Origin of the sequence: Achromobacter sp. RTa (assembly GCF_000757485.1) — a bacterium.
GTDB lineage: Bacteria > Pseudomonadota > Gammaproteobacteria > Burkholderiales > Burkholderiaceae_B > Achromobacter.
In genome coordinates this window covers 55,436-81,485 of record NZ_JPYO01000027.1, presented here as the reverse complement: position 1 = coordinate 81,485, position 26,050 = coordinate 55,436, and the positions used below count along the sequence as shown (strand labels likewise).

Sequence of the window (26,050 nt, the reverse complement as noted above, 5' to 3'; positions counted from 1 at the left end):
GCCCACGCGCAGCTGGTGCTTTAAATATATGCGACGATTCTTGCAGTGCTTCAGAGCCGCTTGCGGCATGCAACGGACCTGCTGGGACAGCGGGCAAAATGAATGCCACACCACTATCCGGCAGGGCGCGGTTGCGCCGGCGACCAAGAGACCCAGGGACTGAATGAGCAGGCAGTACAATGGCGGCCCACGCGCTCGACGGAGTTGCGTACAGTTGCATCTCTACGTCAGGCGGCTAGTTCAGCCCCTTTAGGCTGTCCCGATTATATGTCGCTTTCCGCAATGCGCAAAGAAACTTCCTCCCCTTCATCTCCCTCTAAAGCCGCTCCCGCCGTCCGCATGGTCGAGGTGGGCGCCGAGCATGCCGGCCAGCGCCTGGACAACTACCTTGTCAGGCTGTGCAAGGGCGTCCCCAAAACCCATATCTACAAGGCCATCCGCGGCGGCGAGGTGCGGGTAAACAAGGGACGTATCTCGGCCGACTATCGCATCGCCGAAGGCGATATCGTGCGCATCCCGCCGTTGCGGCTGCCCGATCCGGGCGCACCCCGGCCGGTGCCCGGGGCGGAGTTCCCCATCGTGTTCGAAGACGACGCGCTGCTGGTGGTGGACAAGCCCGCCGGCGTGGCCGTGCACGGGGGCAGCGGCGTCTCCTTCGGCGTGATCGAGCAGCTGCGCGCCGCCCGGCCCAACGCCAAGTTCCTTGAACTGGTGCACCGGCTGGACCGGGAGACCTCGGGCCTGCTGATGGTGGCAAAGAAGCGCAGCGCGCTGCTGGCGCTGCACGCCATGCTGCGCGAGGGAAAAGGGGACAAGCACTATCTGGCGCTGGTGGAAGGCGATTGGGTCAACGACCGCCAGCACATCAAGCTGGGCCTGTCCAAATGGACCACGCAATCCGGAGAGCGCCGGGTCAAGGTGGATCCGGACGGGCAGTCGGCGCATACCATCGTCACGCTCAAGCGCCGCTTCGGCGGTTACAGTCTGGTCGACGCCGAGCTGCGCACCGGCCGCACCCACCAGATCCGGGTGCACCTGGCCGCCAGCGGCTTTCCCATCGTGGGCGACGACAAGTACGGCCATGACGAGGTGCGGGCGCACTTCGCGCGCATGGGTTTTGGCCGGATGTTCCTGCATGCCCACCAATTGACCCTGGCCCACCCCCTTACGGGCGAGCCCCTGACGCTTACCGCCGAGCTGCCCCCGGCATGCGTGAAAATACTGAAACAACTGGAGTCGGTCTGATATGTCGTATTCGCTGGTCGTTTTTGACTGGGATGGCACCCTGATGGATTCCACGCACAGCATCGTGGCCGCCATCCAGGGGGCCTGCCGTGACCTGGACCTGGCGGTGCCATCGGCGTCCGATGCCAGCTGGGTGATTGGTCTGTCCCTGGAAAGCGCCCTGCGGCGGGCCGTTCCCGAACTGACGCAAGCCATGCTGCCGCGTTTCCTGGAGCGCTACCGCACGCATTACCTGCTGCGCGACCCCGAGCTGCGCCTCTTCGAGGGCGTGCAGGAACTGCTGACCGAACTGGCCGGGCAGAACGTGCGCCTGGCCGTCGCCACCGGCAAGAGCCGCGTCGGCCTGACCCGCGCCTTGGCGGCGACCGGCCTGGGGCCGCTTTTCGACGCCACTCGTACCGCCGACGAGACCTTCAGCAAGCCGCATCCCGCGATGCTGCACGAACTGATGCAGGAGCTGGACGTTGCGCCGGATCGCGTCGTGATGATCGGCGACACCTCGCACGACCTGCAGATGGCGGCCAACGCGGGCGTGCACGGGCTGGGCGTGACCTACGGCGCGCACACCTTGAAGGAACTTGAGGGGTGCGCGCCCCAGGCCGTGCTCGACAGCGTGCCTGGCGTGCGCCAGTGGCTGCTGCCCAGGGTGGTGGCGGGCGCCGAACTGTAGGCCCGGATCCGCCGGGCGCGGAACGTCCGGCTTGCGGGCGGGTCTATAAGAGATACCCGCAATCTCCGCGCGCGCCGCGGAATATCATGGAGCCCCGCGTCGTCCATGGGTTGCGCGGGGCGTGATTCCGCAGGCGCCACACCGGAGACCATGATGCTGATACGCAAGCCCGACGATATTCTTCCCTCCGAGATCACCTCCGAGGCCGTCTGGCGCTCGCGCCGCGAACTGATGCTGCGGGCGGGGCTGGTCGCGGCCGCCGCCGGCCTGCCCGGTTGGGCCGCGCGCAGCGCATTCGCGCAGGATGCCGGCGCTTTTCCGGGCAAGGCCAATCCGGCGTTGAGCGTCATGGACAAGCAGACCTCGTTCGCCGACGTCACGTCCTACAACAATTACTACGAGTTCGGGGTCGATAAGGGCGATCCGGCAGCCAACGCGGGCAAGTTGCAGACGCGTCCCTGGGCCGTGAGCGTGGAGGGCGAGGTCGGCAAGCCACGCACCTTTTCCATCGAGGAGCTGCTCAAGCTGGCCCCCATGGAAGAGCGCGTATACCGGCTGCGATGTGTCGAGGGCTGGTCCATGGTCATACCTTGGGTGGGCTATTCGCTTTCGGCGCTGCTCAAGCAGGTCGAGCCCACGGGCAATGCCAAATACGTGGAGTTCGTGACCGCGGTGCAGCGCGAGAACATGCCAGGCGTGCGCGCCGCGATCCTGGAATGGCCTTATGTCGAGGGGCTGCGCATCGACGAAGCGATGAACCCGCTGGCCATGCTGGTTTTTGGCGTCTATGGCAAGGTGCTGCCCAACCAGAATGGGGCCCCGCTCCGGTTGGCCGTGCCCTGGAAATACGGTTTCAAGTCGGCCAAGTCGCTGGTGAAGATCCGCCTGGTGGAAAAGGCGCCCGTTTCGTCATGGATGCAGGCCGCGTCCCAGGAATATGGCTTTTACGCCAATGTGAACCCCAACGTGCCCCATCCGCGCTGGAGCCAGGCCACGGAACGCCGCATCGGCGAGGATGGCCTGTTCTCGCCCAAGCGCAAGACGCTGATGTTCAACGGCTACGGCGAACAGGTCGCTTCGCTCTATCAGGGCATGGACCTGAAGGCCAACTACTGAGGCGCCCATGCCCGATGGCATTTCGCAGGCGCCGCCGCGCAAGGCCCAGCTGTCGGCAAAGGCGGTCGGACGTTTCAAGCCTGTCCTGTTCCTGCTGGGGCTGGCGCCGTTCGCGCGCTGGTTCTGGCTGGGGGCGAACGACGGCCTGACCGCGAACCCCGTTGAGTTCCTGACCCGTTCGTCCGGCACCTGGACGCTGGTCTGCCTGCTGGTCACGCTGGCCATTACGCCGCTGCGCCGGCTGACCGCCCAGCCAGCCCTGGTGCGGCTGCGGCGCATGTGCGGCTTGTTCGCCTTTTTCTACGGGGCCATGCATTTCATGGCCTGGGTCTGGTGGGACCGCGGCCTGGATCCGGCGGCGATGTTGCGCGATATCGGCGAACGCCCCTTCATTACGGCGGGATTCGCGGCATTCGTGCTGATGGCCGCGCTGGCGGCCACATCCACGCAATGGGCCATGCGCAAGCTGGGCAAGCGCTGGCAAAGCCTGCATCGAGCCGTCTATGCCATAGGCCTGCTGGCCGTGCTGCATTACTGGTGGCACAAGGCGGGCAAGAACGATTATGCGCAGCCCTTGGCCTACGCCTCCGTCCTGGCCCTGCTGCTGGGCTGGCGCGTGGTGGCGTGGTTGCGCCGCCGCTCCTAGCGGAAGGCGCGCTACAGCATCGCCAGCATGATGGCGGCGGTCTCCGCGTCCGGCTGGCCGTCGTGCAGGGCGGGGCGGTAATGCATCTGGAACGCCGCCAGGGCATTGATCGTGGCCTTGTCCAGCACGCCGTCCTGGGGGCAGGCGTAGCCCAGCCGCTGCAATTGCTGCTGGAACCAGGCGATGTCCGGTATGCCCTGCGACTGCAAGCGGGCCAGGTGTGCGGCCGCGCCGGTCTCGTCGTACCAGCGTCCGATCCCGGCATCCGCCAGGGCCTTCCAGGGGAAAAGAGGGCCGGGGTCCACTTTGCGCTGGGGCGCGATGTCGCTGTGGCCCACCACATTCTCGGGCGCGACGCCTTGGCGCTGGATGATGTCGCGCAGCAGGATGGTCAGCGCGCGCAACTGGCGATCGTTGTAGGGGTGCCACAGAGGCTTGCCGTCGGGGCCGTCCGTCCAGCCGGGATTGACGACTTCGATGCCGATGGACGTGCTGTTCATGGCGATGTTGCCGTACCAGGAGCTGGCACCGGCGTGCCAGGCAGCGCGGTTTTCGTCGACCAGCCGGTAGGTTCGCCCGGAGTCTGTCACCAGATAGTGGGCGCTGACCTTGCCTTTGGAGAGCAGGTGCAACGAGCTGGCGTCGTCGACCGTGGTGTAGTGCAGCACGATGGAGCGGACCCGGCTGGACTGGCTGACGGCGGTGACCGAGGTGTTCAGGTCCAGGCCGGCCGGGCCGCGCGCCGCGCATCCCGCCAGGGCTGCCGCGGCCAGCAGCGCGGTGGTCGGGCGGAACATGGTTCAGCGGGCCAGGTAGAGAAACAGCGTGGGCAGCTTGTCGAGCTGGGGCGCCGGCTGCTGCTTCCAATCGGACACGCTGCGGGTGACGATCCATTCGTCGGCGGTCGTTACCGAGCGGGCCACGCAGAGCCTGGTGTCGCCTTTCAGGCTGGCCAGCAGCGTCGCGAACATTGCGGCGTTGCGATAGGGCGTTTCGATCAGCATCTGCGTCTGGTTGTGCCGGGCCGAGTGCTGCTCCCAGGCGCGCAACTGCTTGGCGCGCTCCGCGGCGTCCACGGGCGCATAGCCGTGGAACGCGAAGCGCTGGCCGTCCAGCCCGCTCGCCATCAGCGCCAGCAGGATGGAAGAGGGGCCGACCCAGGGTTTGACGGTCATGCCCAGCTTGTGGGCGGCATCCACGACCTTGGCGCCCGGATCGGCGACGGCGGGGCAGCCCGCTTCGGAAACCAGTCCGATTTCGGCCCCGGCCTTGATGGGGGCGAGCCACGCCTTGATCTGGGCCGCGTCGACCTTGTCGCTCAAGGTGTGGATGGTGATTTCCTGGAGCGGCCGGACCGTGCCGATCAATTTGAGGAACGCGCGGGCGGTCTTGGCGTTTTCCGCGATATAGGTGTCCAGGCGGCCGGCCAGGGCGCGCGCCTCGGCGGGCAGCCAGCGCTCGGGCGGAGCGTCGCCCAGGCCGACGGGGATCAGGTGCAGGGCGCCGTTCATTGGAGCGCCTGCGCGTTGGCGCGCTTCGGCGCCATGAGCCTGCGGGGCGGCCGGGCTGTTCATGCGGGGGCTCCCGGGGCGTCCAGGGGATCCAGCCCGAATCGCGCCAGCATGCCCGTCAGGGCGATCAGGGGGAGGCCGATGATGGCGGTCGGGTCGTCGCTCTGGATGCTTTCCATCAGTGCGATTCCCAGGCTTTCCGCCTTGGCGCTGCCTGCGGTATCGTAGGGTTCCTCGGCGCGCAAATAGGCTTCGATCGCCTGGTCCGTCAGGCGCCGGAAACGGCAGCGCGTGATGATGTCGGCTTTTTCCACGCGCTGGCCGTCAGTGACCGCCAGGGCGCTATGGAATTCCACTACCTGGCCCGACAATGCCTGCAACTGGGCCAGGGCGCGCGGAAAATCCCCTGGCTTGCCGATGGGCTGCCCGTCCACCGTGGCCACCTGGTCCGAGCCGATCACGATGCTGCCCCGGTGGTTCGCCGCCACCGCCATGGCCTTGGCCACGGACAGGCGCAGGGCCAGGGCCTCGGGTATTTCGCCGGGTTGTGGCGTTTCGTCCACGTCCGGGGAAATGGCGGTAAACGGCAGGCGCAGGCGGGACAGCAATTCTTTGCGGTAGCGTGAGCTGGAGGCGAGGATGAGGCTGGGCTTCAAGGGCATGCGATATTTGACGTTGATACGTAAGTCACAGTATTATCTAACGTTTTGCGGCATTTTTGCAGGAACATCATCATGAACACCAAGGGCTTGGCAGGCGGGAAGCTTGGCAAAAGCGCGGGTGGCCAGGGTGAGGGCGGGGTCGCCCGTGCCGCGGGTGCAACGCCGGTAGATGCAAGGCGCATCGACGCGTTCGCTTTTGCCCGGTTGGGCAAGGAAGCGCAGGGTAGCGTGCCGCTCGTGCGGCTTACCAGGTTCGTCGACGGGCTGCCCGAGCAGCCCGCGGGCGAAGCCGGCCTTGCGCACTGGTCCGTACGCGGGGAAGAAGGCAAGTCCGGGCTCCTCGCGGGCCAGCCGCTGCTGCATCTACACGTGCGCGCGAATCCGGTGGTCGTGTGCCAGCGGTGCAACGCGCCGTTCGCGTACCCGGTCGACAGCGAAGTCCTGCTGCAGCTGGTCAAGTCCGAAGACGATCTCGATGACGGCTTTGCTTCCGGAGAACATTCCGGCGGCATCGAAGACGAGGACGGCGAAGACGAAGAAGGAAAAGGTTTTGTGTCCAACCTGCCTGAAAAGGTGGTGGGTTCACATCATTTCGATCTGCTGGCCCAGGTCGAAGATGAGCTCATTCTGAGCGTTCCGTATGTGCCCAAGCATGATGTATGCCCGGGCGCGCAGGCCAATGTCGGCGAAGCTCCTCCCGAGGAGCCCGTTGTCAAGCGTCCGTCGCCGTTTGCGGTGCTGGAACAACTGAAGCACAAAGATTGAGATCAACATCGGGCCGCATCGCGTACAATGCGCCCCGTTTCTAGGAGTCATCATGGCCGTTCAACAAAACAAGAAGTCCCCGTCCAAGCGCGGTATGCACCGCTCGCACGATTTTCTGGTGAACCCGCCGACCGCGATCGAGCCCACCACGGGCGAAGCGCATCTGCGCCACCACATCAGCCCCAACGGCTTCTACCGTGGCCGCAAGGTCCTGAAGACCAAGGCCGACGAATAAGGCCCCCGGGCCGAACTCGTACTCGGACCAACTCGGCTGAGCGCTGATACCTGGCACCCGTGATACGCATCGCCATAGACTGTATGGGCGGAGACTTCGGTCTGCCCGTCACGATTCCGGCTGCGATCGAGTTCGCCCGGCAATTTCCGGATACCCGGCTATTGCTGGTCGGGCTTCCCGACGCTATCGAAGCGGCGCTCTCCGAGCACCGCAACGTGGCGCGCGATCGCATTGAGATCGTGGCGGCTTCCGAGGTCGTCACCATGGACGACCCGGTCGAGGTCGCCCTGCGCCGCAAAAAAGACTCCTCCATGCGCCTGGCCGCCCAGTCCGTCAAGGACGGGCGCGCCGACGCCTGCGTTTCCGCGGGCAACACCGGCGCCTGGATGGCCATTTCACGCTACGTGCTCAAGACGCTGGACGGCATAGACCGCCCCGCGATCGCCACGTCCATTCCGAACCAGACGGGCCGCGCCACCACGGTGCTGGACCTGGGTGCGAATGTGGACTGCACGGCCGAGCACCTTCTGCAATTCGCCATCATGGGCGCCGCGCTGTCGCAGGCGGTGGACCATCGCGAGAACCCCTCCGTGGGCCTGCTCAATATCGGCGAAGAAGTCATCAAGGGCAACGAAGTCGTCAAGGAAGCGGCTGAACTGCTGCGCAGCAGTCCGCTCAATTTCTACGGCAACGTGGAAGGCAACGATATTTTCAAGGGCACGGTCGACGTCGTCGTTTGCGACGGTTTCGTCGGCAATGTCGTGCTCAAGTCCGTCGAGGGGCTGGCGAAGATGCTCTCCAGCGTCATTCGCGAAGAGTTCAAACGCAACCTGATCACGCTGCTTGCCGGCGCGGTGGCCAAGCCGGTGCTCAACCGCCTGCGCACCCGCGTCGACAACCGGCGCTACAACGGCGCCGCGCTGCTGGGCTTGCGCGGCGTGGTCATCAAGAGCCACGGCTCCGCGGACGTCTACGCGTACGGGTTCGCTCTGCAGCGCGCCCGTGAGGCCGTAGTGAGTAAACTGCTGGAGCGCACCGCTCAGACGGTCGCTCAGATTACCAAGCGCGTTCAATCCGGCGGCGTCTCCTCGGCGCCGACGCAAAACGTGGCTGGGGACACCGCTTGATGGATACCGCAATGAAATACTCCGTGATCGCGGGCACCGGCAGCTTCCTGCCGGAACGCGTGGTTTCGAACGACGATCTGGCAGCGGAACTGGCGACGCGCGACATCGCCACCTCCGACGAGTGGATTGTCGAGCGCACTGGCATCCGGCAGCGCCATCTGGCCGAGCGCGGCGTGACGACCAGCCAGCTGGCGACCGAGGCTTCGCGCCGCGCGCTGGCCGACGCGGGCGTGGACGCGTCCGAGGTCGACCTGATCGTCCTGGCCACCTCGACGCCCGACTTCGTTTTCCCGAGCACCGCCTGCATCGTGCAGGCCAACCTGGGCGCCAAGGGCTCCGCGGCGTTCGACGTGCAGGCCGTGTGCAGCGGTTTCGTCTACGCGATGACCACCGCCGACAGCTTCATCCGCGCCGGCCGCGCCCGCTGCGCGCTGGTCATCGGCGCCGAAGTCTTTTCCCGCATCCTGGACTGGAACGACCGCAGCACCTGCGTGCTGTTCGGCGACGGCGCGGGCGCCGTGGTGCTGAAGGCTTCCGACAAGCCGGGCATCCTGGCCGCGCAATTGCATGCCGACGGCAGCCAGGGCAAGATCCTGAACGCCGCGGGCAACGTGGCCTACGGCGACGTCACCGGCGATCCGTTCCTGCGCATGGATGGCCAGGCCGTGTTCAAGCAGGCCGTTACCGTACTGGACCGTTCCGCGCGCGACACCTGCGCCGAGGCCGGCGTCGACCTCGCCGAGGTCGATTGGCTGATTCCGCACCAGGCCAACGTGCGCATCCTGAATTTCCTGGCGCGCAAGCTGTCCGTGCCGGTCGAGAAAGTCGTCATCACCGTCGACAGCCACGCCAACACTTCCGCGGCAAGCGTGCCGCTGGCCCTGGACGCCGCGCGCCGCGATGGCCGCGTCAAGCCCGGCCAACTGGTCCTGATGCAAGGCGTGGGCGGCGGCTTTACCTGGGGCTCGGTCCTGGCTCGCATGTAAGGGCGTGCCCGGCCGGAGGCGGCGCCAGCGCCGCAACCGCCGCGCAAGCGCGCCCGACATTCCACACAGACACTGAATCAATCCATACGGTCAACCATGAAAATTGCTTTTGTCTTTCCTGGCCAAGGTTCTCAAGCTGTCGGCATGCTGGACGCCTGGTCTGGCGTCGCGGCCGTCTCGGATGCCGTGGCGCGGGCGTCCCAAGCCCTGGGGCAGGACCTGGGCGCGCTGATCGCGCAGGGCCCCGCCGAGCAGCTCAACCTGACCACCAACACCCAGCCCGCCATGCTGACGGCCGGCGTCGCGCTGTACGCGGCCTGGTGCGCGGCCGGCGGCCGCAAGCCGGACGTCGTGGCCGGCCATAGTCTGGGCGAATATGCCGCGCTGACCGCCGCCGGTTCGCTTACGCTCGAAGACGCCGTGCGCCTGGTGCGCGTGCGCGCCGATGCCATGCAGGCGGCCGTGCCGGTCGGCACCGGCGCCATGGCCGCCATCCTGGGCCTGGACGATGACGCCGTGCGCGCGGCCTGCGCCGCCGCCGCCCAGGGCGAGGTCGTCGAGGCCGTGAACTTCAACGCGCCCGCCCAGGTCGTGATCGCCGGCCATAAGGCCGCAGTCGAGCGCGCCTGCGAAGCAGCCAAGGCGGCGGGCGCCAAGCGCGCGCTGCTGCTGCCGGTGTCTGCGCCGTTCCACTCCAGCCTGCTCAAGCCCGCGGCCGACGTGCTCGCCAGCGCGCTGGCCGGCGTGGCGGTGTCCGCGCCGCAGTTGCAGGTCATCAACAACGTCGATGTCGCCTCGCCCGCTGAACCTGGGGCAATCCGGGATGCGTTGGTGCGGCAGGCATGGCATCCTGTGCGCTGGGTCGAAACCCTGCGCGCGATGAAGGCGCAAGGCGTCACCCACGTCATCGAGTGCGGCCCCGGCAAGGTGCTGGCCGGCCTGACCAAGCGCATCGATCCCGAACTCACGGGCATGGCCATTACCGATCCGGCTTCGCTCGAAGCCGCGCTGGCCGCCGTCAACGGAAATTAACGAACATGGACAACACCTCGATCGAACTGCAAGGCAAGATCGCGCTGGTGACCGGCGCCACGCGCGGCATCGGCCGCGCCATCGCCCAGGAACTGGCTGCGCGAGGCGCCACCGTCGTCGGCACCGCCACGTCCGAGTCGGGCGCGGCGGCCATCACCGAAGCGCTGGCCCCGTTCGGCGGCCGCGGCGTGGTGCTGGACGTGACCGACGCGGCGGCCTGCGACGCCTTGATCGATGCGCTGGGCAAGGAAGGCGGCGGCCCGCACATCCTCGTCAATAACGCCGGCATCACGCGTGATACGCTGGCGATGCGCATGAAGGACGAAGACTGGTCGGCCGTCATCGATACCAACCTGGCATCGGTGTTCCGCCTGTCGCGCGCGGTGTTGCGCAGCATGATGAAGGCTCGTTGGGGACGCATCATCAACGTGACCTCGGTGGTGGGCTCCAGCGGCAATCCCGGCCAGGCCAATTACGCGGCCGCCAAGGCCGGCGTGGCCGGCATGTCGCGCGCGCTGGCGCGCGAGTTGGGCAGCCGCAACATCACCGTGAACTGCGTGGCCCCCGGATTCATCGATACCGACATGACGCGGGCCCTGGGCGAAAGCCAGACTGCGGCCCTGTTGCAGCAGATTCCGCTGGGCCGCCTTGGTTCGCCGACGGACATTGCGCACGCGGTGGCATTTTTGTCCGGGCCGCAGGCGGGTTACATTACCGGCACCACCCTGCACGTCAACGGCGGGATGTACATGCAATAAATCAAGAATCGCGCGAAGGCGGCCCAGGCCGCCGCGCCGCAGCCGGGCAGCCGGCAAGGCAAAGCGCGGTTCAACCGGAAACGCCGCACACGTGTTTCCTGCGCCATTTCCGGCGACAGATCAAGTGCGCGGTGTTATTTTTGTCACGGCCAGGCGTCGCAATACTCCGCGCTTGGCTATAATTCGCGGGATTTTTCCCAATTGGAGATCTGCATGGAAAGCATCGAACAGCGCGTCAAGAAGATCGTCGCTGAACAACTTGGCGTCAACGAAGCCGAGATCAAGAACGAATCCTCCTTCCTTGACGACCTCGGTGCCGATTCGCTCGACATGGTCGAACTGGTCATGGCGCTCGAAGACGAATTCGAGACCGAGATCCCCGACGAAGAGGCCGAAAAGATCACGACCGTGCAACAAGCGATTGACTACATCAATTCGCACGGCAAGCAGTAAGCTAGGCTTATACCCTTCTGGTGGCCCGGGGACGGACTTCGGAGCCAGCTGGAAAATCGGGGCGGTTTCAGGAATTTGCCGTGTGGTCCGCATGCGGGAAGGGCGTGGTAAAGCCCGACCCGCTTTTGCGTGGGCCGCACGTGCAGCGCATCCCGAAAGCCGCCTTTCTTTTGTCTGTTTGAGGAGTCATCCGTGAAGCGACGTGTCGTCATCACCGGCCTGGGTATCGTTTCTCCCGTGGGGAACGACCTGACCACCGCTTGGGACAATATCGTCAACGGACGTTCTGGCATCAGCCGCATCACCCGTTTCGATCCCTCGGCCATCACCACGCACATTGCCGGCGAAGTCAAAGACTTCGACATCAGCGCCTATATTTCGGCCAAGGAAGCCCGCCAGATGGATACGTTCATCCATTACGGGCTGGCTGCCGGGATGCAGGCATGGCGCGATAGCGGCCTGGAAGTCACCGAAGCCAATGCCGAGCGCATTGGCGTGATCGTGGGTTCCGGCATCGGCGGCTTGCCGCGCATCGAAGAAACCCAGGTCGAATACCTGTCCAAGGGTCCGCGGCGCATTTCGCCGTTCTTCGTGCCGGGTTCGCTGATCAACCTGATCTCCGGTCACCTGTCCATCGCTTATGGCATGAAGGGCCCGAGCTACGCGGTCGTGTCGGCTTGCACCACGGGCCTGCATTGCATCGGCGATGCCGCCCGCCTGATCGAGTACGGCGATGCCGACGTCATGGTGGCTGGCGGCGCCGAGTCGACCGTGTCGCCGCTGGGCATCGGCGGTTTCGCCGCCATGCGCGCCCTGTCGACCCGCAACGATGATCCTCAGACGGCTTCGCGTCCCTGGGATCGCGACCGCGACGGTTTCGTCCTGGGCGAGGGCGCGGGCGTTCTGGTGCTGGAAGAGTACGAGCACGCCAAGAAGCGCGGAGCGCGCATCTATGGCGAGTTCGCGGGCTACGGCATGAGCTCCGACGCGCACCACATCACCGCTCCGGACAAGGACGGCCCGCGCCGCGGCGTCGTGAACGCGCTGCGCAACGGCGGCCTGAACATCGATGACGTCCAGTACGTCAACGCGCACGGCACGTCGACGCCCCTGGGCGACAAGAACGAGACCGATGCGTTGAAGCTGGCCTTCGGCGACCACGCCAAGAAGCTGGTGGTCAACTCGACCAAGTCCATGACCGGGCACCTGCTTGGCGCTGCGGGCGGCATCGAGGCGGTGTTCACCACGCTGGCCGTGTACAACCAGGTCTCGCCTCCGACGATCAACATCTTCAACCAGGATCCGGAATGCGATCTGGATTACTGCGCCAATGAGGCGCGGCAGATGAAGATCGACGTGGGTCTGTCCAACTCGTTCGGTTTCGGCGGCACCAACGGCTCCATGGCCGTTCGCCGGATCTGATTTGGAAGGCCCGGTCGGGGGGCGTTGGTCGTTTCGCGTGCCTGTCTCGCGTCCACGGGGCGCCAAGGCGATCTACAGCCTTGCGCTGGCCCTGGCCGCGGGCAGCGCGCTGACGGCCGCTTCCTGGCACGGCATGGCCGGGCCGGCGTGCGCGGCGGCGTTGCTGCTCGCGCTGGCCGGGCTGTTACACTCCGCACGGAGCGGCCCGTCCCCGGTATCCGCGCTGCGCACGGCAGCCGGGGCAGGGCGCTGGCAGTTGCGGCTGCCGCAAGGCTGGCAGGACGCAAGTCTTCTGGACCAGCAGCGCGGCCCTCGCTGGCTCACGCTCACTTTGCAGCCCTTGCCCACCGGGAGTACGGCCTTTACCCCTAGCAAAATCACCCTCACCGTCTGGCAGCGGACGTTGCGACCCGAGTCCTGGCGGCGCCTTTGCCTGCTGACGGGCACGGCGCGGCGCGCCCAGCCGGCGGCCCGCCCGCGGGAGGCGTCATGAGCGAGCGCGAAGTCGACGCCGAGCTTGTCGCGCGCGTCCAGCGAGGCGACAAGAAAGCCTTCGACCTGCTGGTGCTCAAGTACCAGCGCAAGATTCTCCGTCTGCTGGCCCGGATGATCCGCGACCCGGCGGAAATCGAGGACGTGGCCCAGGAGGCGTTCATCAAGGCCTACCGGGCCCTGCCCCAGTTCCGGGGCGAGAGCGCCTTCTACACCTGGCTGTATCGTATCGCCATCAATACGGCGCGCAACTGGCTGGCCTCTCAGGGCCGGCGTCCCAGCGCGCCCAACGCGATAGAAACGGAAGACGGTGAAACTTTTAACGAAACCGACAACCTAACCGATATAAGCACGCCGGAATCCATGGTCGCCAGCCGCGAAATCGCCGAAACGGTGAACGCGGCCATTGAGGAATTGCCTGAAGAATTGCGCACTGCAATCGTCCTGCGTGAAATCGAAGGTATGAGTTACGAAGACATCGCCCAGAGCATGGACTGCCCGATCGGTACGGTGCGCTCCCGCATTTTTCGTGCGCGTGAAGCCATCGCCACCAAATTGCGCCCATTGCTAGGCACCGATGACGAGCGTCGCTGGTAAGGAGTGGCAGTCATGCAAACAGCAGCCAAATCCGTCGTGATCTCCGAGTCCTCCTGGGAGGAGTCGGTCTCCGCCTGGATGGACGGAGAGGAATCCGACGATATTTTTCCCGGCTTGTTGTCCCGCGAGGGACGCGAGACCTGGGACACCTATCACTTGATCGGTGATTCCCTGCGCAACGCCGACCTGGCGCTGACCCCCAGTGCGGCCTTCCAGGCCCGCCTGGCACGGGCCCTGGACGCGGAATTGCCTATCGTTGCGGCGCCTCGGCGCCGTTCGCCTTTGCGGGTAGGCCTGTCCGGCCTGGCCGTGGCCGCCGCCGTGGCGACCGTCGCGTGGGTGGCCCAACCCTACCTGACCGGCGAGTCGGGCGGGGAAGTTCGCGTGCTGGCCGACGCCAGCGCGCCGGTATCGGCGTCCGCCGCGGATGATTCCGGCCTGCGCGACTACCTGGAAGCCCACCGCCAGATGGCCGGCCCCAGCGCCGTCCGGCAGGTGTCGTTCGACGTGGGAGCGGGGCGTTGATGGCGCTGGTGCTTCCATCACGCTGGCCGGTGCTGAATCTGGGACGCGCTGCATCACTGCAGGCCCACCGCGCCGGCTGGCTCGCCGCAACGCTCCTGACCGCTTTCCTGGCCGCGCACGAACCGGCGCGCGCCGCCGACGCCGCGCCGGCCGCCACCGACGACGTGGTCCAGCTCCTGACCCGCATCCAGCAGGCGGCCCGCAAGCAGGACTACGCCGGCGTCTTCATGTACCAGCAAGGCGAGACGATCCAATCCTCGCGCCTCGTGCACGTCCTGGACGGCACCGGCGAGCGCGAGCGCCTGGAGATCCTCGACGGCCAGCCCCGGGAATACCTGCGCCACAACGATGACGTGCAGTGCCTGATCCCCGAGCGCAAGACGGTGCTGATCGAGCGCCGCCGGGGAGACCGCTTTCCCGGCCTGCTCCTCGGAGACGCCGCGGACCTGACCGAAAACTACAAGATCCGCACCGAATCGGCCCTGCATCGCGTGGCCGGCCGGGAATGCCGCCTGATCACGATAGAGCCGCTGGACAAGCTGCGTTACGGCTACCGCCTCTGCGCGGACGTCGAAACCAATCTGCTGCTCAAGGCCCAGACCCTGAACGCCGCCCGCGGTGTGGTGGAGCAGGTGTCCTTCACCTCGCTGCGCCTGGGCTCGGAGGTCGATCCCCAGCTGCTGGCATCGCGCTGGAGCACGCGCGACTGGAAGGTGCTCGAAGCCTCCATGAAGCCGGTGGACCTGGCCGCCCAGGGCTGGCGCATCCCGGCCCCCAAGGGCTTCAAGCCGGTCATGCAGGTGGCGCGCGCCATGGGCCGCGGCGCCACGGTCAGCCAAATGGTGCTGTCCGACGGGCTGGCGGCCATTTCGGTATTCATCGAACCGTACGACAGCCAGCGCGGCCACCGTCCGCCCCATGGCGCGGCGCAGCGGGGCTCGATTACCGTATATGGCACGCGCATCGCGGATTTCTGGCTGACGGCTGTGGGTGAGGTGCCCGTGGCGACGCTGGAGCAGCTGGCAGAGTCCACAGAATACGTGCCCGCCGCCGGGTCCAACTGATCCGTCGGGCGCGGCAAGCAGCAATTTCGGAGTATGTCTATGAAAGCAATGACCGTGTCGAATGTGTTTTTCCGGCGCTTTCTGGCGGCGGCGGCGCTGGGCGTGGCGATGTCCGTCGCCCAGGCGCCCGCGGCGTTTGCCCAGTCGCCCGGCGTGGTACTGCCTGACTTCACGAGCATTGTCGAAAAGGCCGATCCCGCGGTCGTGAACATCCGCACCACGGCGACCGTGCCGGTGCGCGGAATGGGCCCTGGCGGCGGCAACGATCCATACGAACTGTTCCGCTGGTTCTTCGGCCCTGAATTCCAGCCGCCGGGCGGCGGCGCGCCTACGCCGCGCCAGCGCCCGCAGCAGCCCCAGCCCGAAGAGCGCACCGTGCCGCGCGGCGTAGGGTCCGGCTTCTTCATTTCCGACGACGGCTACATCCTGACCAATAACCACGTGGTCGTGGACGCGACGGACATCTACGTCACCCTGACCGACGGCCGCGAGTTCAAGGCCAAGGTCATCGGCACCGACGAGCGCACCGACGTGGCGCTCATCAAGATCGAAGCCAAGGACATGACCCCGCTGGTCATCGGCGATCCGAAGAAGCTCAAGAAGGGCCAATGGGTGCTGGCCATCGGTTCGCCGTTCGGCCTGGATTCCACCGTAACGTCGGGCATCGTCAGCGCCATCGGCCGCGACACCGGCGAATACCTGCCGTTCATCCAGACGGACGTGGCGGTCAACCCGGGTAATTCGGGCGGCCCGCTGATCAACCTGGACGGCGAAGTGGTGGGCATCAATTCCCAGATCATTTCGCGCAGCGGCGGCTTCATGGGCATTTCGCTGGCGATCCCCATCGACGAGGCCATGCGCGTCGTGGACCAGCTGCGCGCCACCGGCAAGGTGACGCGCGGCCGCGTCGGCGTGCAGATCGGCGAAGTGGGCAAGGACGTGGCCGAAGCCATCGGCCTGCCCAAGGCCGAGGGCGCGCTGGTGAGCAGCGTGGAAGCCGACGGCCCCGCTGAACAGGCGGGCGTGCAGCCGGGCGACGTGATCCTGAAGTTCAACAACGAGCCGATCAAGCGCTGGTCGGACCTGCCGCGCATCGTGGGCGAAACCAAGCCCGGCACCCGCGCCGACATGCAGGTGTGGCGCAAGGGCAAGACCCTGACGCTGACGGTCAAGGTCGGGGAGATCCCAACCGAGAAGACGCCAGCCGCGGGCAAGCCGGGCGCGGCGCCCGTGCCGGAAGCCACCAATGCGCTGGGCCTGGGCGTGACCGACGTGCCCGCCGACGTGCAGAAGAAGCTGCGCATCAAGGGCGGCGTCCAGGTGAAGATCGCCGAAGGCGCGGCCGCCAAGGCCGGCCTGCAGGAAGGCGATATTGTGTTGGCCCTGAACGACACCGACGTGACCAGCGCCAAGCAATTCGGCGAACTCGTCTCCAAGCTGGACAAGGGACGGGCCGCGGGCCTGCTGGTGCGCCGCGGCGACCAGACGCAATGGGTGGCCGTTCCCGCTTTGAAGTAGATTGAACTTGTCGCGCCCTCTGGGGCGCGCCTTTTTGCCTTAGGAACGGCCCTTCGGCAAAAACGGCTCAAGAACGGCTAAAATGCCTGGTTGCCGCAAGAGGGGGCGCATGGCGCCCCCTCGTTTTGCCCGGGTTACCTGCCCACAGGCACTCCTCTCGTCAGCCGTGCGTACTCCGGCGGCGGTGTCTTCCGGCCCTGTGCCGAGTGTTCCGTCCCCTTATAATTTCAAGCATGCAGCATATCCGCAACTTCTCCATCATTGCCCACATCGATCACGGCAAATCGACCCTGGCCGATCGCCTGATCCAGCGCTGCGGCGGATTGGCGGACCGCGAAATGTCGGCTCAGGTCCTCGATTCGATGGAAATCGAGCGCGAGCGCGGCATCACCATCAAGGCGCAGACGGCCGCCCTGCATTACAAGGCGCAGGACGGCAAGGTCTACAACCTGAACCTGATCGACACCCCGGGGCACGTGGACTTTTCATATGAAGTCAGCCGCTCGCTGTCGGCATGCGAGGGCGCGCTGCTGGTGGTCGACGCCTCGCAGGGGGTCGAAGCGCAGACCGTGGCCAACTGCTACACCGCCATCGAACTGGGCGTGGAAGTCCTGCCCGTGCTGAACAAGATGGACCTGCCGCAGGCCGATCCCGAGGGCGCGCGCCAGGAAGTCGAGGACGTGATCGGCATCGACGCCTCGCAGGCCGTGCTGGCCAGCGCCAAGACCGGCATGGGCATCGACGAGATCCTCGAGGCCATCGTCGCCCGCGTGCCGCATCCCGAGGGGGATCCCGAGGCGCCGCTGCAGGCGCTGATCATCGATTCGTGGTTCGACAACTACGTGGGCGTGGTCATGCTGGTGCGCATCATCAACGGCGTGCTCAAGCCCAAGGACAAGATCCTGCTGATGGCCTCCGGCGCCACCCACCTGTGCGAGCAGACCGGGGTGTTCACGCCCAAGTCGCAGCAGCGCCCGCATCTGTCCGCAGGCGAAGTGGGCTTCATCATCGCCGGCATCAAGCAGTTGGCGGACGCCAAGGTCGGCGATACGGTCACGCTGGCCAACAAGCCGGCCGCGACCCCGCTGCCGGGCTTCAAGGAAGTGAAGCCGCAGGTGTTCGCGGGCCTGTACCCGGTGGAAAGCTCCGAATACGACCAGCTGCGCGATTCGCTGGAAAAGCTGAAGCTGAACGATTCCGCGCTGATGTTCGAACCGGAAGTGTCGCAGGCGCTGGGCTTCGGCTTCCGTTGCGGCTTCCTGGGCCTGTTGCACATGGAAATCGTGCAGGAGCGGCTGGAGCGCGAGTTCGACATGGACATCATCACCACGGCGCCGTCCGTGGTGTATGAGGTCGAGCAGCGCGATGGCTCCGTGATCACCGTGGAAAGCCCGTCGCGCATGCCGGAAGTGGGCAAGATCCAGGAAATCCGCGAGCCCATCGTGAAGGTCACGCTCTTCATGCCGCAGGACTACGTGGGCCCGGTCATGACGCTGTGCAACAACAAGCGCGGCGTCCAGATCAACATGAGCTACCACGGCCGCCAGGTCCACCTGGTGTACGAGATCCCGCTGGCCGAGATCGTGCTGGACTTCTTCGACAAGCTGAAGTCGGTGTCGCGCGGCTACGCGTCCATGGACTACGAGTTCCTGGAGTACCGCTCCGCCGACGTGGTGCGCGTGGACTTGCTGATCAACAACGACCGCGTCGACGCGCTGGCCGTGATCGTCCACCGCAGCAATGCGCGCCACCGCGCCCGCGACGTGGTCTCCCGCATGCGCGGCCTGATTCCGCGGCAGATGTTCGACGTGGCCATCCAGGCCGCGATCGGCGCCGAGATCATCGCGCGCGAGAACGTGAAAGCCCTGCGCAAGAACGTGCTGGCCAAGTGCTACGGCGGCGACATCTCGCGCAAGAAGAAGCTGCTTGAAAAGCAGAAGGCCGGCAAGAAGCGCATGAAGCAGGTGGGAAGCGTGGAAATCCCGCAGGAGGCGTTCCTCGCCATCCTGCAAGTGGAAGACAAATAGAACCAAAAAGAAGGCGGTTAGCTGATGAGTTGGAACTTTGCCCTGATCCTGTTTGTGTTGCTGGTGCTGACCGGCATTATCTGGGTGCTTGATCTGGCAGTGTTGCGCCGAGGCCGCGAGCGCCGGGCCCAGGCCGCAATGGCGCAATACGATGCGGCGCTGGTCGGAGACGCCCAGGAGGCCGAACGGCTGCGCCGCGAGGCGGGCGATGCAGCACGCCGCGTGCCTTGGTGGATCGAATACGCGGTCAGCTTCTTCCCCGTGATTCTTTTCGTGTTCCTGCTGCGTTCGTTCGTGGTGGAGCCCTTCCGCATCCCGTCGGGCTCCATGCTGCCGACCCTGCAATCGGGCGACCTGATCCTGGTGAACAAGTTCAGCTACGGCCTGCGCCTGCCGGTCATCGACAAGAAGATCATCGAGGTGGGCCAGCCCCAGCGCGGCGATGTTTTCGTCTTCCGCTACCCCGTGGATCCGGACGTCGACTACATCAAGCGGGTGGTCGGCCTGCCCGGGGACGAGATCGCCTACCTGGACAAAAAACTGTACGTCAACGGCGAATTGGTGCCGCATGTGCGCGACGGCGACTATTTCGAACCCGATCGTGTCTCTTATATTGCGCAATATAAGGAGAAATTGGGTGAAGTTGAGCACAAAATCCTGCTGGATGAGAACAAACCTCAGGAATACGCGCCGATGTGGCAATTTCCCAACCGCGGGAACTGCCAATACAGCCGCAATGGGGTACGCTGCAAAGTACCCGAAGGCCAATTCTTCGCAATGGGCGATAATCGGGACAACAGCGCGGACAGCCGGTACTGGGGCTTTGTTCCGGAATCCAATATCGTCGGGCGCGCCTTCTTCATCTGGATGAACTTCAGCGATCTCAGCCGCATCGGCCGGTTCAACTGATTATGTCGCTAGCCACGCTAGAAAACCGCCTGGAGCACCACTTCGGTGATCCGGCCCTGCTCGAACAGGCGCTGACGCATCGCAGTCACGGTTCGCGCCACAACGAGCGATTGGAATTCCTTGGGGATTCCGTGCTGAACTTCGTCGTCGCGGCGATGCTGTTCGAGCGCTATTCCAAGATCGATGAAGGCGACCTGTCGCGCCTGCGCGCCAATCTGGTCAAGCAGGCCTCGTTGGCGGACATCGCCCAGCGCCTGGAGCTGTCGCAGTACCTGCGCCTGGGCGAAGGCGAATTGAAGAGCGGCGGCTTTCGCCGCCCCTCCATCCTGGCGGACACGGTCGAGGCGTTGTTCGGCGCCGTCTTCCTGGACGCAGGCTTCGATGCCGCCCGCCGCGTGATCGTGCGCCAGTACCAGCCGGTGCTGGCGTCCGTCGATCCCAAAACCCTCGGCAAGGATGCCAAGACGCTGCTGCAGGAATTCCTGCAGGGCCGCAAGATGGCGCTGCCGCAATACACGGTGGTGGCCACGCACGGCGCGGCTCACAGCCAGCAGTTCGAAGTCGAATGCGCCATTCCGGCGCTCGAAATCAAGGTAATGGCCGCTGGCGCCAGCCGCCGCGCCGCCGAGCAATCGGCGGCCAAGCTGGCGCTGGAGGCCGCTTTGGCCGTCAGCCCGGCCACCAAGGCCGCCCGCAAGTCGGGCAAAGCGCGCAAGACCGCGCAATTGTCGCTGCCCGTGGCAGTGGCCCAAGAGACTAAATGAGCGATACCCCTTTCCGCACCGGCTTCGTTGCCATCGTAGGCCGTCCCAACGTGGGCAAGTCCACGCTGACCAACGCCCTGATCGGTTCCAAGATTTCCATCGTGTCGCGCAAGGCGCAGACCACGCGCCATCGCATCCATGGCGTGCTGACGCGCGAGCACGAGCAGTTCGTATTCGTCGACACCCCCGGGTTCCAGACGCGCCATGGCGGCGCCATGAACCGCATGATGAACCGCGTGGTCACGCAGGCCCTGGCCGACGTGGACGTGGTGGTGCACGTGGTCGAGGCGGGCAAATGGTCCGAAGGCGACGCCAAGCTGCTGCCGCTGCTGCCGTCGGCCGAGCGCACCATCCTGGCCATTTCCAAGATCGACGCCCTCAAGAACCGAGACGACCTGTTCGCTTTCGTGTCCAAGATCATGGCGCTGCACCCATTCGGCGCCGTCGTGCCCGTCAGCGCCACCAAGAACCAGCAACTGGATCAGCTGTTGGAAGAAATCGCGTCCCGCTTGTCGGAAGGCGAGCCGATGTTCGAGGAAGATACGCTGACCGACCGCCCCATGCGCTTCATCGCGGCCGAGCTGGTGCGCGAGAAGATCTTCCGCCTGGTCGGCGACGAGCTGCCCTACGGTTGCACCGTGGTCATCGAGCAATGGGAAGAGACCAACAAGGGCGCCAGCATCAATGCCTGCGTGGTGGTTGAACGCGACAGCCACAAGCCGATCCTATTGGGCACGGGCGGCATGCACATGAAGCGCATCGCCACGGAGGCGCGGCAGGACATTGCCAAGCTGCTGGACAAGCCGGTGCACCTGGAGGTCTACATCAAGGTGCGCAAGGGCTGGTCCGACCGCGAGGGTGCGCTCCGCGATCTGGGCTATGAGTAGACGGGCGCCCCGCGTCCAGGATCGCCCGGGATACATGCTGCACGCCACTGCGTGGCGTGAGACTTCCCTTATCGTTCAGACTTTCTCCCGCGACCACGGCTGTGTAGCCATGGTCGCCAAGGGCGCCAAGCGCCCGTACTCCGTGCTGCGGCCCGTGCTGTCCGCCTTCCAGCCCCTGCTGCTGTCCTGGACGGGCAATGGCGAAGTCAAGACGCTGACGCGGGCCGAAATCGCGGGCATCCGCCCGCTGACCGGCACCGCGCTGATGTCGGCCTGGTACATGAACGAGCTGCTGCTGCGGCTGCTGCCTCGCGAAGACGCCCACCCGCTGCTGTTCGACGCCTACGACTTCGCCTTGCAACAGCTGTCGGGCGGCACCCGCGCGGCCGGCGCGCTGCGCCGATTCGAATGGACGCTGCTGCGCGAGACCGGCTACGGCGTGGACGAGGAGCCGCCCGATTTCGACGATCCGGCCATCGAGCCGGCCCTGCGCCGCGATCTGCGTGAACGGCTGGCCGAAATCCTGGCGGGCCGCCCCTTGTCGACCCGGCGCGTGTTGCTGGATCTGCAACGCATCTGAGCGCATTGCGCCCCGGCCATGACCTTCACGCTAAAGCAGGTCGAGACCTTCCGCACCGTCTACGAGACGGAAAGCGTCACCGCGGCGGCCCGGCGGCTGGACGTTTCGCCTGCCACCGTCAGCGCAACGCTGGCCGCGCTGGAGGCCAGCATCGAGTTGCGGCTGTTCGAGCGCGTGCGCCAGCGCATGCAGCGCACGCCGGAGGCGACGCTGCTTTACGAGGAAATCCGCCGGCTGAATGTCGGGTTGGAAAGCCTGGGGCGCAAGATCCGGGCGATCCGCGGCGCCGCGCAGCCGAGGCTGCGCATCGGCTGCATCCACGCCTATAGCGGCGCGGTCATCAGCGACGCCATCTCCCGTTTCCGCGAGCGTTATCCCGATACGGCGCTGTATCTGCAGATCCGGGATTCCAATACCCTGCGCGACATGGTGGTGTCGGGCGAGCTGGACCTGGCCGCGGTCGCCGACGAATCGGAGCTGGAAGGGCTGCGCGGCCATCGGCTCGCCAGCCTGCGGGCGGTGGCGGTTTTTCCCAAGAACCATCCGCTGGCGCGCCTGGAATGCGTGGAGTTCTCTCATCTGGCCGAGGCCGATGTGATCGCGCTCAATGCCGAGGACGGCTCGCGCAAGCGCCTGGACGCCTTGTTGGCCCAGGCGGGACAGCGCCTGAAGATAGCCATCGAGACGCCGTACTCTAGCACCGTGTGCCAGTTGGCGTTGGCGGGCCATGGGGTGGGCATCGCCAACCCCGCGACCGCGGTCGGCATGGAGGCGGTGGGGTTGCGTTACCGGCCGCTGGCCGCGTCCGTGCATTTCGAATGCCACATGATCCTGCATGGCAGCCGCCCCTTGTCCGAGGCGGGGAAATTCTGGGCCACCTGCCTGCGCGGCGCCCTGGCGCCGCTCGTGGAACGCTTTGGCGTCTAGCCGCGGCGCCCATCCGAGGTAAGCAGCAGTACGACGGACGATTCGGCATCCACAAGGCCCGAGCGCCGGAGCCGGGACACGGCGGCCAGCGCGGCGGCGGAAGAGAGCTCGGTGGCGAGCCCGACGCGCTCCAGGCGCTGCTGAGCCTGGGCGGCGGCGGCGTCGGATATCTCCACAGGCGAGCCGCCCGAGCGCGACAGGACCTCCAGCGATTGCAGCGTGCAGGTGCTGCCCGCGATCGAATACTGATCCGTCACGCCCTCCCAGGTCTTGCGAGCGTCGCCTGTCGCGCGGGCGCGCGACAGGCGGGCATAGGGCTCCACCGCATGCATGCGGGGCAGGCGATCGATGAGCCCGGCTTGCAGCAGGTGCTGCCAGCCCAGGAAAATTCCCCAGAACAGGTCGCCGCGCGCCACGGGCACGACGATGTCGGTCGGAACGCCGCAGGCATCGAGGATTTCCTGGGCGATGGGCTTGTAGCCTTCCACGCCATAGGCGTGCGTGCCCACGGGAGGATTCAGATAGTTGGTGCCGGCGAACGCGCCATGGTTGCGGCACAGGTCCGCGACGTAGGGCCAGCGGCTGAGGCTGTCCTCGAAGGCGCGCAGCCTGGCGCCGAAGCGTTGCATGGCCTCGCGCTGGAGAGGCGGGCAATCGCGCATGATCGCGATGTCGGCGTCCAGGCGGGCGGCCGCGCAATACGCGGCCAGCGATACGCCCGCATTGCCGCTCGATGCCGCGGCTAGGCGCGTGGCGCCGGCAAGGCGCGCGCGCGATACCAGCTGGGCCGCCATGCGGTCCTTGTGGCTGCCCGTGGGATTGGCGCCTTCGCACTTGAGCCAGAGCTGGCCGACGCCTTCCGCCTGCGCCAGAGCGGGCGCGGCGAGGCAGGGAGTGGCGCCTTCGCCCAGCGTCACGGGATCCAGCACCGGCAGCGGGATGGAGGGGGCCGCGGACGGCTCGTAGCAGCACTCCAGGGAAGCGGGATGGCCGGCCTCCAGGCAGCTGGGGCAGCCCTCGGGATAGTCGGCGGGGGGCCAAAGGCTGTCGCAGCGGATGCAACGAAGGCCGGACAATCTCGGGTTCATCTGCATGGTTCTTCAATACCTTGACGAAAGGGAATCCAGGGGGAGGGCGGGCGCGATCTGGATCAGGCAGTCGCCGTCGCCGCTGCGGGCGATGGCGCGCAGGCACACCACGGTGCCGGCTTGCGGACTGACCAGGGCGCGGACGGGCATGTCGGGGCGGGCGGGTTCGATCATCTGGCCGATGCGCTGATGGGCCGTGACCGACTGTCCCAGTTCAACGCCCGGGATGAATACGCCGGGCTCGCGGGCGCGCAGGGTGGCGGCCGGCGCGTCGAGATCGTAGAGCCGGATCTCGGGATTGCGCGGCAAGGGCCGGCCCGGCAGCAGCCCCAGTTCGCCGAGGCAGCCCAGCAGGCCATCGCGGCAGCGTTCGACCAGGCTGCCGCTCGTCTCCCGGCCGCCGCCGATTTCCGCGCTCAGGCGCAGTACGCCATGGCGGCTGGCGGCGGCAGGCATGGAGCCCGCCTCGCTGCCGCGGAAGTAGATGCATTGCGGCAGCCCGAAGGCGCGGGCCAAGCCGGGCAGCCGCGCGTCGTAGGGATCGTCGCCATAGCGGGTGATCACGGAGGAGGGAAGGTAGCGCAGCGAGGCGCCGCCGCTGTGCACATCCACCAGCGCCTGTATGCGCGGCAGCAGGCGGGCTTCCAGCGCGGCCGCGACGCTTTCCGTATAGCCGCGCGCAGGCTGGCCCAGGAAGGCGCGATTGAGATTGCCGCCGTCGGAAGGGGATAGCCGCGTGCCGGCGAGCGAGGCTTCGGCATTGACAGCCGGCAGCAGGTATACCGTGCCGCGCTGCAGGATGCCCGGCAAATGATGCCAAAGCGCCAGGATGGCGGCCTGGCCTTCCCATTCGTCGCCGTGCACGCCCGCCATCAGGGCGACGGCCGGTCCCGGCCCCGCTTCTATCTTCAATACCGGCACGGTGACGCGCCGGTAGGCCGACTCATTGGTGGCGGCGGCGCAGCTGAAGTCCTCGCGGCTTACCGTGGCCATGCCGCCGCTCCTTGGCGTGTTCGGGCTGAGGTCAATCCAGCGTCGTGCCGGCGGCCTTGATGATGCCTTCCCATTTGGGCAGCTCCTTGCGAATCTGGGTCTGTACGTCTTGCGGCGTGCCGCCCAAGGGCTCCTGGGAACGGCTGCGCAGTTCCTTGGCCACACCGTCCGAGCGCAAGGCCTGGTTCATGGCCGAGTTCAGCCGCGCGATGACGGCGGGCGGCGTGCCGGCGGGCGCGACCAGCGCGCTCCATGCCGATTGCTCGTAATCGGGATAGCCCTGTTCGGCCACGGTCGGCACGTCGGGGTTGGAGGCGGCGCGGGTTTTGGTGGTGACCGCCAGGGCGCGCAGCCGGCCGTCCTTCAGATTGCCGATCAGGGGCGGCAGGTTTTCCATCATGGAATCGACGTGGCCCCCGAGCAGGTCCGACAATTGCGCGGCCGTGGCCTTGTACGGAATCTGGCGCACGGCGGCGCCGGTCTGGGCGATGAACAGCTTCACGCCGACTTCGCTGGTCGTGCCCGGGTCCGCCGAGGTCATCGTCAGGCGCTCGGGCTGGGCGCGGGTGGCGTCGATGAAGCCCTTCAGATCGCGATAGGGCGAGGACGCATTCACCACGATGACGTTGGGCGTTTCGGCCACGAGGCCGATCGGCGCGATGTCGCGGTCCAGGTCGTATAGCTGCTGCTTGAACAGGAACCGGTGCAGCACCAGCGTGCCGACGTGCGCGTAGCCGATGGTGTAACCGTCCGGCGCGGCCCGCACCACGGCCTGCGTGCCGATCCGTCCGCCCGCGCCGACACGGTTCTCCACGACCACGGGCTGGCCCAGCTGGCGGCTCATTTCCTGGCCGATGAGGCGTGCCGTGATGTCGGCGTTGCCGCCCGCGGCGGCGGGCACGATCAGCGTGATCGCGCGTTCCGGGTAGTCGGCCAGCGCGAGGGGCGCGGCCAGGCAAAGCGACAGGGCGGCAAGGCAGGCGGTGGCGGAGCGGTTCATGACGATTCCCCAGGCGTTGAGAGCGGTGCCATTGTGCGGCGGCGGCCCAGG

At 66.4% G+C, this 26,050-nt stretch carries 28 protein-coding genes; 22 read left to right on the top strand and 6 right to left on the bottom strand.

Annotated features, from left to right (window positions below):
* Positions 1-282: 282 nt before the first annotated feature.
* From JL37_RS08485 to msrQ, 4 genes are all read left to right on the top strand, one after another.
* A complete protein-coding gene (locus tag JL37_RS08485; protein WP_231570317.1) occupies positions 283-1,245 on the top strand; it encodes an RluA family pseudouridine synthase in 963 nt (320 codons plus the stop codon).
* A 1-nt stretch (position 1,246) separates the two neighbouring features.
* Positions 1,247-1,915, top strand: a complete 669-nt coding sequence (locus JL37_RS08480; RefSeq protein ID WP_043543321.1) for an HAD family hydrolase — start codon at positions 1,247-1,249, stop codon at positions 1,913-1,915.
* Positions 1,916-2,068: 153 nt separating this feature from the next.
* Positions 2,069-3,031: a protein-methionine-sulfoxide reductase catalytic subunit MsrP gene (gene msrP / locus JL37_RS08475; RefSeq protein WP_043543320.1), complete on the top strand. Its 963-nt coding sequence runs from the start codon at positions 2,069-2,071 to the stop codon at positions 3,029-3,031.
* Between the two features lie 7 nt (positions 3,032-3,038).
* On the top strand, positions 3,039-3,677 hold the full coding sequence (gene msrQ / locus JL37_RS08470) for a protein-methionine-sulfoxide reductase heme-binding subunit MsrQ (protein WP_043543319.1): 639 nt from the start codon (positions 3,039-3,041) through the stop codon (positions 3,675-3,677).
* Between the two features lie 11 nt (positions 3,678-3,688).
* On the opposite strand, the gene JL37_RS08465 is transcribed toward msrQ, so the two are convergent.
* From JL37_RS08465 to JL37_RS08455, 3 genes are read right to left on the bottom strand one after another with little or no spacing between them, the layout of a single operon-like run.
* On the bottom strand, positions 3,689-4,474 hold the full coding sequence (locus tag JL37_RS08465) for an N-acetylmuramoyl-L-alanine amidase (protein WP_043543318.1): 786 nt from the start codon (positions 4,472-4,474) through the stop codon (positions 3,689-3,691).
* Positions 4,475-4,477: 3 nt separating this feature from the next.
* A complete protein-coding gene (locus JL37_RS08460) occupies positions 4,478-5,188 on the bottom strand; it encodes an SAM-dependent methyltransferase (RefSeq protein ID WP_043543317.1) in 711 nt (236 codons plus the stop codon).
* 59 nt (positions 5,189-5,247) lie between these two features.
* Positions 5,248-5,850 (bottom strand): Maf-like protein, encoded by a 603-nt coding sequence (locus JL37_RS08455; RefSeq protein WP_043543316.1) that lies wholly within the window; start codon positions 5,848-5,850, stop codon positions 5,248-5,250.
* A 72-nt stretch (positions 5,851-5,922) separates the two neighbouring features.
* Here JL37_RS08455 and JL37_RS08450 point away from each other — a divergent pair, with 72 nt between their 5' ends.
* The 18 genes from JL37_RS08450 to JL37_RS08360 all read left to right on the top strand — a co-directional run bounded on the left by JL37_RS08450 (position 5,923) and on the right by JL37_RS08360 (position 22,918).
* Complete coding sequence (locus JL37_RS08450; protein ID WP_081955007.1) at positions 5,923-6,615, top strand: DUF177 domain-containing protein; 693 nt, start codon at positions 5,923-5,925, stop codon at positions 6,613-6,615.
* Positions 6,616-6,667: 52 nt separating this feature from the next.
* Positions 6,668-6,850 carry a 50S ribosomal protein L32 gene (gene rpmF / locus JL37_RS08445; RefSeq protein ID WP_043543314.1) on the top strand — a complete coding sequence of 61 codons (183 nt, stop codon included), beginning with the start codon at positions 6,668-6,670 and terminating at the stop codon, positions 6,848-6,850.
* A 59-nt stretch (positions 6,851-6,909) separates the two neighbouring features.
* Positions 6,910-7,977, top strand: coding sequence for a phosphate acyltransferase PlsX (gene plsX, locus JL37_RS08440; protein ID WP_043543313.1), 1,068 nt, complete (start codon positions 6,910-6,912; stop codon positions 7,975-7,977).
* A complete protein-coding gene (locus JL37_RS08435) occupies positions 7,977-8,963 on the top strand; it encodes a beta-ketoacyl-ACP synthase III (RefSeq protein ID WP_043543312.1) in 987 nt (328 codons plus the stop codon). Before plsX ends, JL37_RS08435 begins: the two co-directional genes overlap by 1 nt.
* 96 nt (positions 8,964-9,059) lie before the next feature.
* On the top strand, positions 9,060-9,995 hold the full coding sequence (gene fabD / locus JL37_RS08430) for an ACP S-malonyltransferase (protein WP_043543311.1): 936 nt from the start codon (positions 9,060-9,062) through the stop codon (positions 9,993-9,995).
* Between the two features lie 5 nt (positions 9,996-10,000).
* Complete coding sequence (fabG, locus tag JL37_RS08425) at positions 10,001-10,753, top strand: 3-oxoacyl-ACP reductase FabG (protein WP_043543310.1); 753 nt, start codon at positions 10,001-10,003, stop codon at positions 10,751-10,753.
* Positions 10,754-10,966: 213 nt separating this feature from the next.
* Positions 10,967-11,206 carry an acyl carrier protein gene (acpP, locus tag JL37_RS08420; RefSeq protein WP_003813816.1) on the top strand — a complete coding sequence of 80 codons (240 nt, stop codon included), beginning with the start codon at positions 10,967-10,969 and terminating at the stop codon, positions 11,204-11,206.
* A 192-nt stretch (positions 11,207-11,398) separates the two neighbouring features.
* Entirely contained in the window at positions 11,399-12,628 is a 1,230-nt protein-coding gene (gene fabF, locus JL37_RS08415; RefSeq protein ID WP_043543308.1) for a beta-ketoacyl-ACP synthase II, read from the top strand.
* A gap of 489 nt (positions 12,629-13,117) precedes the next feature.
* On the top strand, positions 13,118-13,717 hold the full coding sequence (gene rpoE, locus JL37_RS08405) for an RNA polymerase sigma factor RpoE (protein WP_043543305.1): 600 nt from the start codon (positions 13,118-13,120) through the stop codon (positions 13,715-13,717).
* A gap of 12 nt (positions 13,718-13,729) precedes the next feature.
* The gene (locus JL37_RS08400; protein ID WP_043543304.1) at positions 13,730-14,242 is read left to right on the top strand and encodes a sigma-E factor negative regulatory protein; all 513 of its coding nucleotides are present in this window, start codon (positions 13,730-13,732) and stop codon (positions 14,240-14,242) included.
* Positions 14,242-15,306 (top strand): MucB/RseB C-terminal domain-containing protein, encoded by a 1,065-nt coding sequence (locus JL37_RS08395; RefSeq protein ID WP_043543303.1) that lies wholly within the window; start codon positions 14,242-14,244, stop codon positions 15,304-15,306. Before JL37_RS08400 ends, JL37_RS08395 begins: the two co-directional genes overlap by 1 nt.
* A 39-nt stretch (positions 15,307-15,345) precedes the next feature.
* Positions 15,346-16,824, top strand: a complete 1,479-nt coding sequence (locus JL37_RS08390; protein WP_043543302.1) for a DegQ family serine endoprotease — start codon at positions 15,346-15,348, stop codon at positions 16,822-16,824.
* Between the two features lie 233 nt (positions 16,825-17,057).
* Positions 17,058-18,851 (top strand): translation elongation factor 4, encoded by a 1,794-nt coding sequence (gene lepA, locus JL37_RS08385; RefSeq protein ID WP_043543301.1) that lies wholly within the window; start codon positions 17,058-17,060, stop codon positions 18,849-18,851.
* Between the two features lie 24 nt (positions 18,852-18,875).
* Complete coding sequence (lepB, locus tag JL37_RS08380; RefSeq protein ID WP_043543300.1) at positions 18,876-19,760, top strand: signal peptidase I; 885 nt, start codon at positions 18,876-18,878, stop codon at positions 19,758-19,760.
* Positions 19,761-19,762: 2 nt separating this feature from the next.
* Complete coding sequence (gene rnc / locus JL37_RS08375; protein WP_043543299.1) at positions 19,763-20,524, top strand: ribonuclease III; 762 nt, start codon at positions 19,763-19,765, stop codon at positions 20,522-20,524.
* Entirely contained in the window at positions 20,521-21,411 is an 891-nt protein-coding gene (gene era, locus JL37_RS08370) for a GTPase Era (protein WP_043543297.1), read from the top strand. The genes rnc and era overlap by 4 nt, the downstream gene beginning before the upstream one ends.
* Positions 21,404-21,991 carry a DNA repair protein RecO gene (gene recO, locus JL37_RS08365; protein ID WP_043543295.1) on the top strand — a complete coding sequence of 196 codons (588 nt, stop codon included), beginning with the start codon at positions 21,404-21,406 and terminating at the stop codon, positions 21,989-21,991. The genes era and recO overlap by 8 nt, the downstream gene beginning before the upstream one ends.
* An 18-nt stretch (positions 21,992-22,009) precedes the next feature.
* Positions 22,010-22,918, top strand: a complete 909-nt coding sequence (locus JL37_RS08360; RefSeq protein WP_043543293.1) for a LysR family transcriptional regulator — start codon at positions 22,010-22,012, stop codon at positions 22,916-22,918.
* On the opposite strand, the gene JL37_RS08355 is transcribed toward JL37_RS08360, so the two are convergent.
* The 3 genes from JL37_RS08355 to JL37_RS08345 are packed head-to-tail and all read right to left on the bottom strand — an operon-like array spanning position 22,915 to position 25,999.
* On the bottom strand, positions 22,915-24,012 hold the full coding sequence (locus JL37_RS08355; RefSeq protein WP_043543292.1) for a pyridoxal-phosphate dependent enzyme: 1,098 nt from the start codon (positions 24,010-24,012) through the stop codon (positions 22,915-22,917). The genes JL37_RS08360 and JL37_RS08355 overlap by 4 nt on opposite strands.
* A gap of 6 nt (positions 24,013-24,018) precedes the next feature.
* Positions 24,019-24,999: a succinylglutamate desuccinylase/aspartoacylase family protein gene (locus JL37_RS08350; RefSeq protein ID WP_043543290.1), complete on the bottom strand. Its 981-nt coding sequence runs from the start codon at positions 24,997-24,999 to the stop codon at positions 24,019-24,021.
* A gap of 31 nt (positions 25,000-25,030) precedes the next feature.
* Positions 25,031-25,999 carry a tripartite tricarboxylate transporter substrate binding protein gene (locus JL37_RS08345; protein WP_043543288.1) on the bottom strand — a complete coding sequence of 323 codons (969 nt, stop codon included), beginning with the start codon at positions 25,997-25,999 and terminating at the stop codon, positions 25,031-25,033.
* Positions 26,000-26,050: the final 51 nt, after the last annotated feature.

Excerpts from the sequence above, each read along its gene's own strand:
- acpP (WP_003813816.1), top strand. The coding sequence starts at position 10,967 with ATGGAAAGCATCGAACAGCGCGTCAAGAAGATCGTCGCTGAACAACTT.
- rpmF (WP_043543314.1), top strand. The coding sequence starts at position 6,668 with ATGGCCGTTCAACAAAACAAGAAGTCCCCGTCCAAGCGCGGTATGCAC.
- JL37_RS08435 (WP_043543312.1), top strand. The coding sequence starts at position 7,977 with ATGGATACCGCAATGAAATACTCCGTGATCGCGGGCACCGGCAGCTTC.
- recO (WP_043543295.1), top strand. The coding sequence starts at position 21,404 with ATGAGTAGACGGGCGCCCCGCGTCCAGGATCGCCCGGGATACATGCTG.
- lepA (WP_043543301.1), top strand. The coding sequence starts at position 17,058 with ATGCAGCATATCCGCAACTTCTCCATCATTGCCCACATCGATCACGGC.
- JL37_RS08345 (WP_043543288.1), bottom strand. The coding sequence starts at position 25,999 with ATGAACCGCTCCGCCACCGCCTGCCTTGCCGCCCTGTCGCTTTGCCTG.
- msrP (WP_043543320.1), top strand. The coding sequence starts at position 2,069 with ATGCTGATACGCAAGCCCGACGATATTCTTCCCTCCGAGATCACCTCC.
- rpoE (WP_043543305.1), top strand. The coding sequence starts at position 13,118 with ATGAGCGAGCGCGAAGTCGACGCCGAGCTTGTCGCGCGCGTCCAGCGA.
- JL37_RS08400 (WP_043543304.1), top strand. The coding sequence starts at position 13,730 with ATGCAAACAGCAGCCAAATCCGTCGTGATCTCCGAGTCCTCCTGGGAG.
- JL37_RS08350 (WP_043543290.1), bottom strand. The coding sequence starts at position 24,999 with ATGGCCACGGTAAGCCGCGAGGACTTCAGCTGCGCCGCCGCCACCAAT.
- fabD (WP_043543311.1), top strand. The coding sequence starts at position 9,060 with ATGAAAATTGCTTTTGTCTTTCCTGGCCAAGGTTCTCAAGCTGTCGGC.
- rnc (WP_043543299.1), top strand. The coding sequence starts at position 19,763 with ATGTCGCTAGCCACGCTAGAAAACCGCCTGGAGCACCACTTCGGTGAT.
- JL37_RS08465 (WP_043543318.1), bottom strand. The coding sequence starts at position 4,474 with ATGTTCCGCCCGACCACCGCGCTGCTGGCCGCGGCAGCCCTGGCGGGA.
- JL37_RS08455 (WP_043543316.1), bottom strand. The coding sequence starts at position 5,850 with ATGCCCTTGAAGCCCAGCCTCATCCTCGCCTCCAGCTCACGCTACCGC.
- JL37_RS08450 (WP_081955007.1), top strand. The coding sequence starts at position 5,923 with ATGAACACCAAGGGCTTGGCAGGCGGGAAGCTTGGCAAAAGCGCGGGT.
- msrQ (WP_043543319.1), top strand. The coding sequence starts at position 3,039 with ATGCCCGATGGCATTTCGCAGGCGCCGCCGCGCAAGGCCCAGCTGTCG.
- fabG (WP_043543310.1), top strand. The coding sequence starts at position 10,001 with ATGGACAACACCTCGATCGAACTGCAAGGCAAGATCGCGCTGGTGACC.
- JL37_RS08360 (WP_043543293.1), top strand. The coding sequence starts at position 22,010 with ATGACCTTCACGCTAAAGCAGGTCGAGACCTTCCGCACCGTCTACGAG.
- JL37_RS08480 (WP_043543321.1), top strand. The coding sequence starts at position 1,247 with ATGTCGTATTCGCTGGTCGTTTTTGACTGGGATGGCACCCTGATGGAT.
- lepB (WP_043543300.1), top strand. The coding sequence starts at position 18,876 with ATGAGTTGGAACTTTGCCCTGATCCTGTTTGTGTTGCTGGTGCTGACC.
- JL37_RS08390 (WP_043543302.1), top strand. The coding sequence starts at position 15,346 with ATGAAAGCAATGACCGTGTCGAATGTGTTTTTCCGGCGCTTTCTGGCG.
- era (WP_043543297.1), top strand. The coding sequence starts at position 20,521 with ATGAGCGATACCCCTTTCCGCACCGGCTTCGTTGCCATCGTAGGCCGT.
- JL37_RS08485 (WP_231570317.1), top strand. The coding sequence starts at position 283 with ATGCGCAAAGAAACTTCCTCCCCTTCATCTCCCTCTAAAGCCGCTCCC.
- JL37_RS08355 (WP_043543292.1), bottom strand. The coding sequence starts at position 24,012 with ATGCAGATGAACCCGAGATTGTCCGGCCTTCGTTGCATCCGCTGCGAC.
- JL37_RS08460 (WP_043543317.1), bottom strand. The coding sequence starts at position 5,188 with ATGAACGGCGCCCTGCACCTGATCCCCGTCGGCCTGGGCGACGCTCCG.
- JL37_RS08395 (WP_043543303.1), top strand. The coding sequence starts at position 14,242 with ATGGCGCTGGTGCTTCCATCACGCTGGCCGGTGCTGAATCTGGGACGC.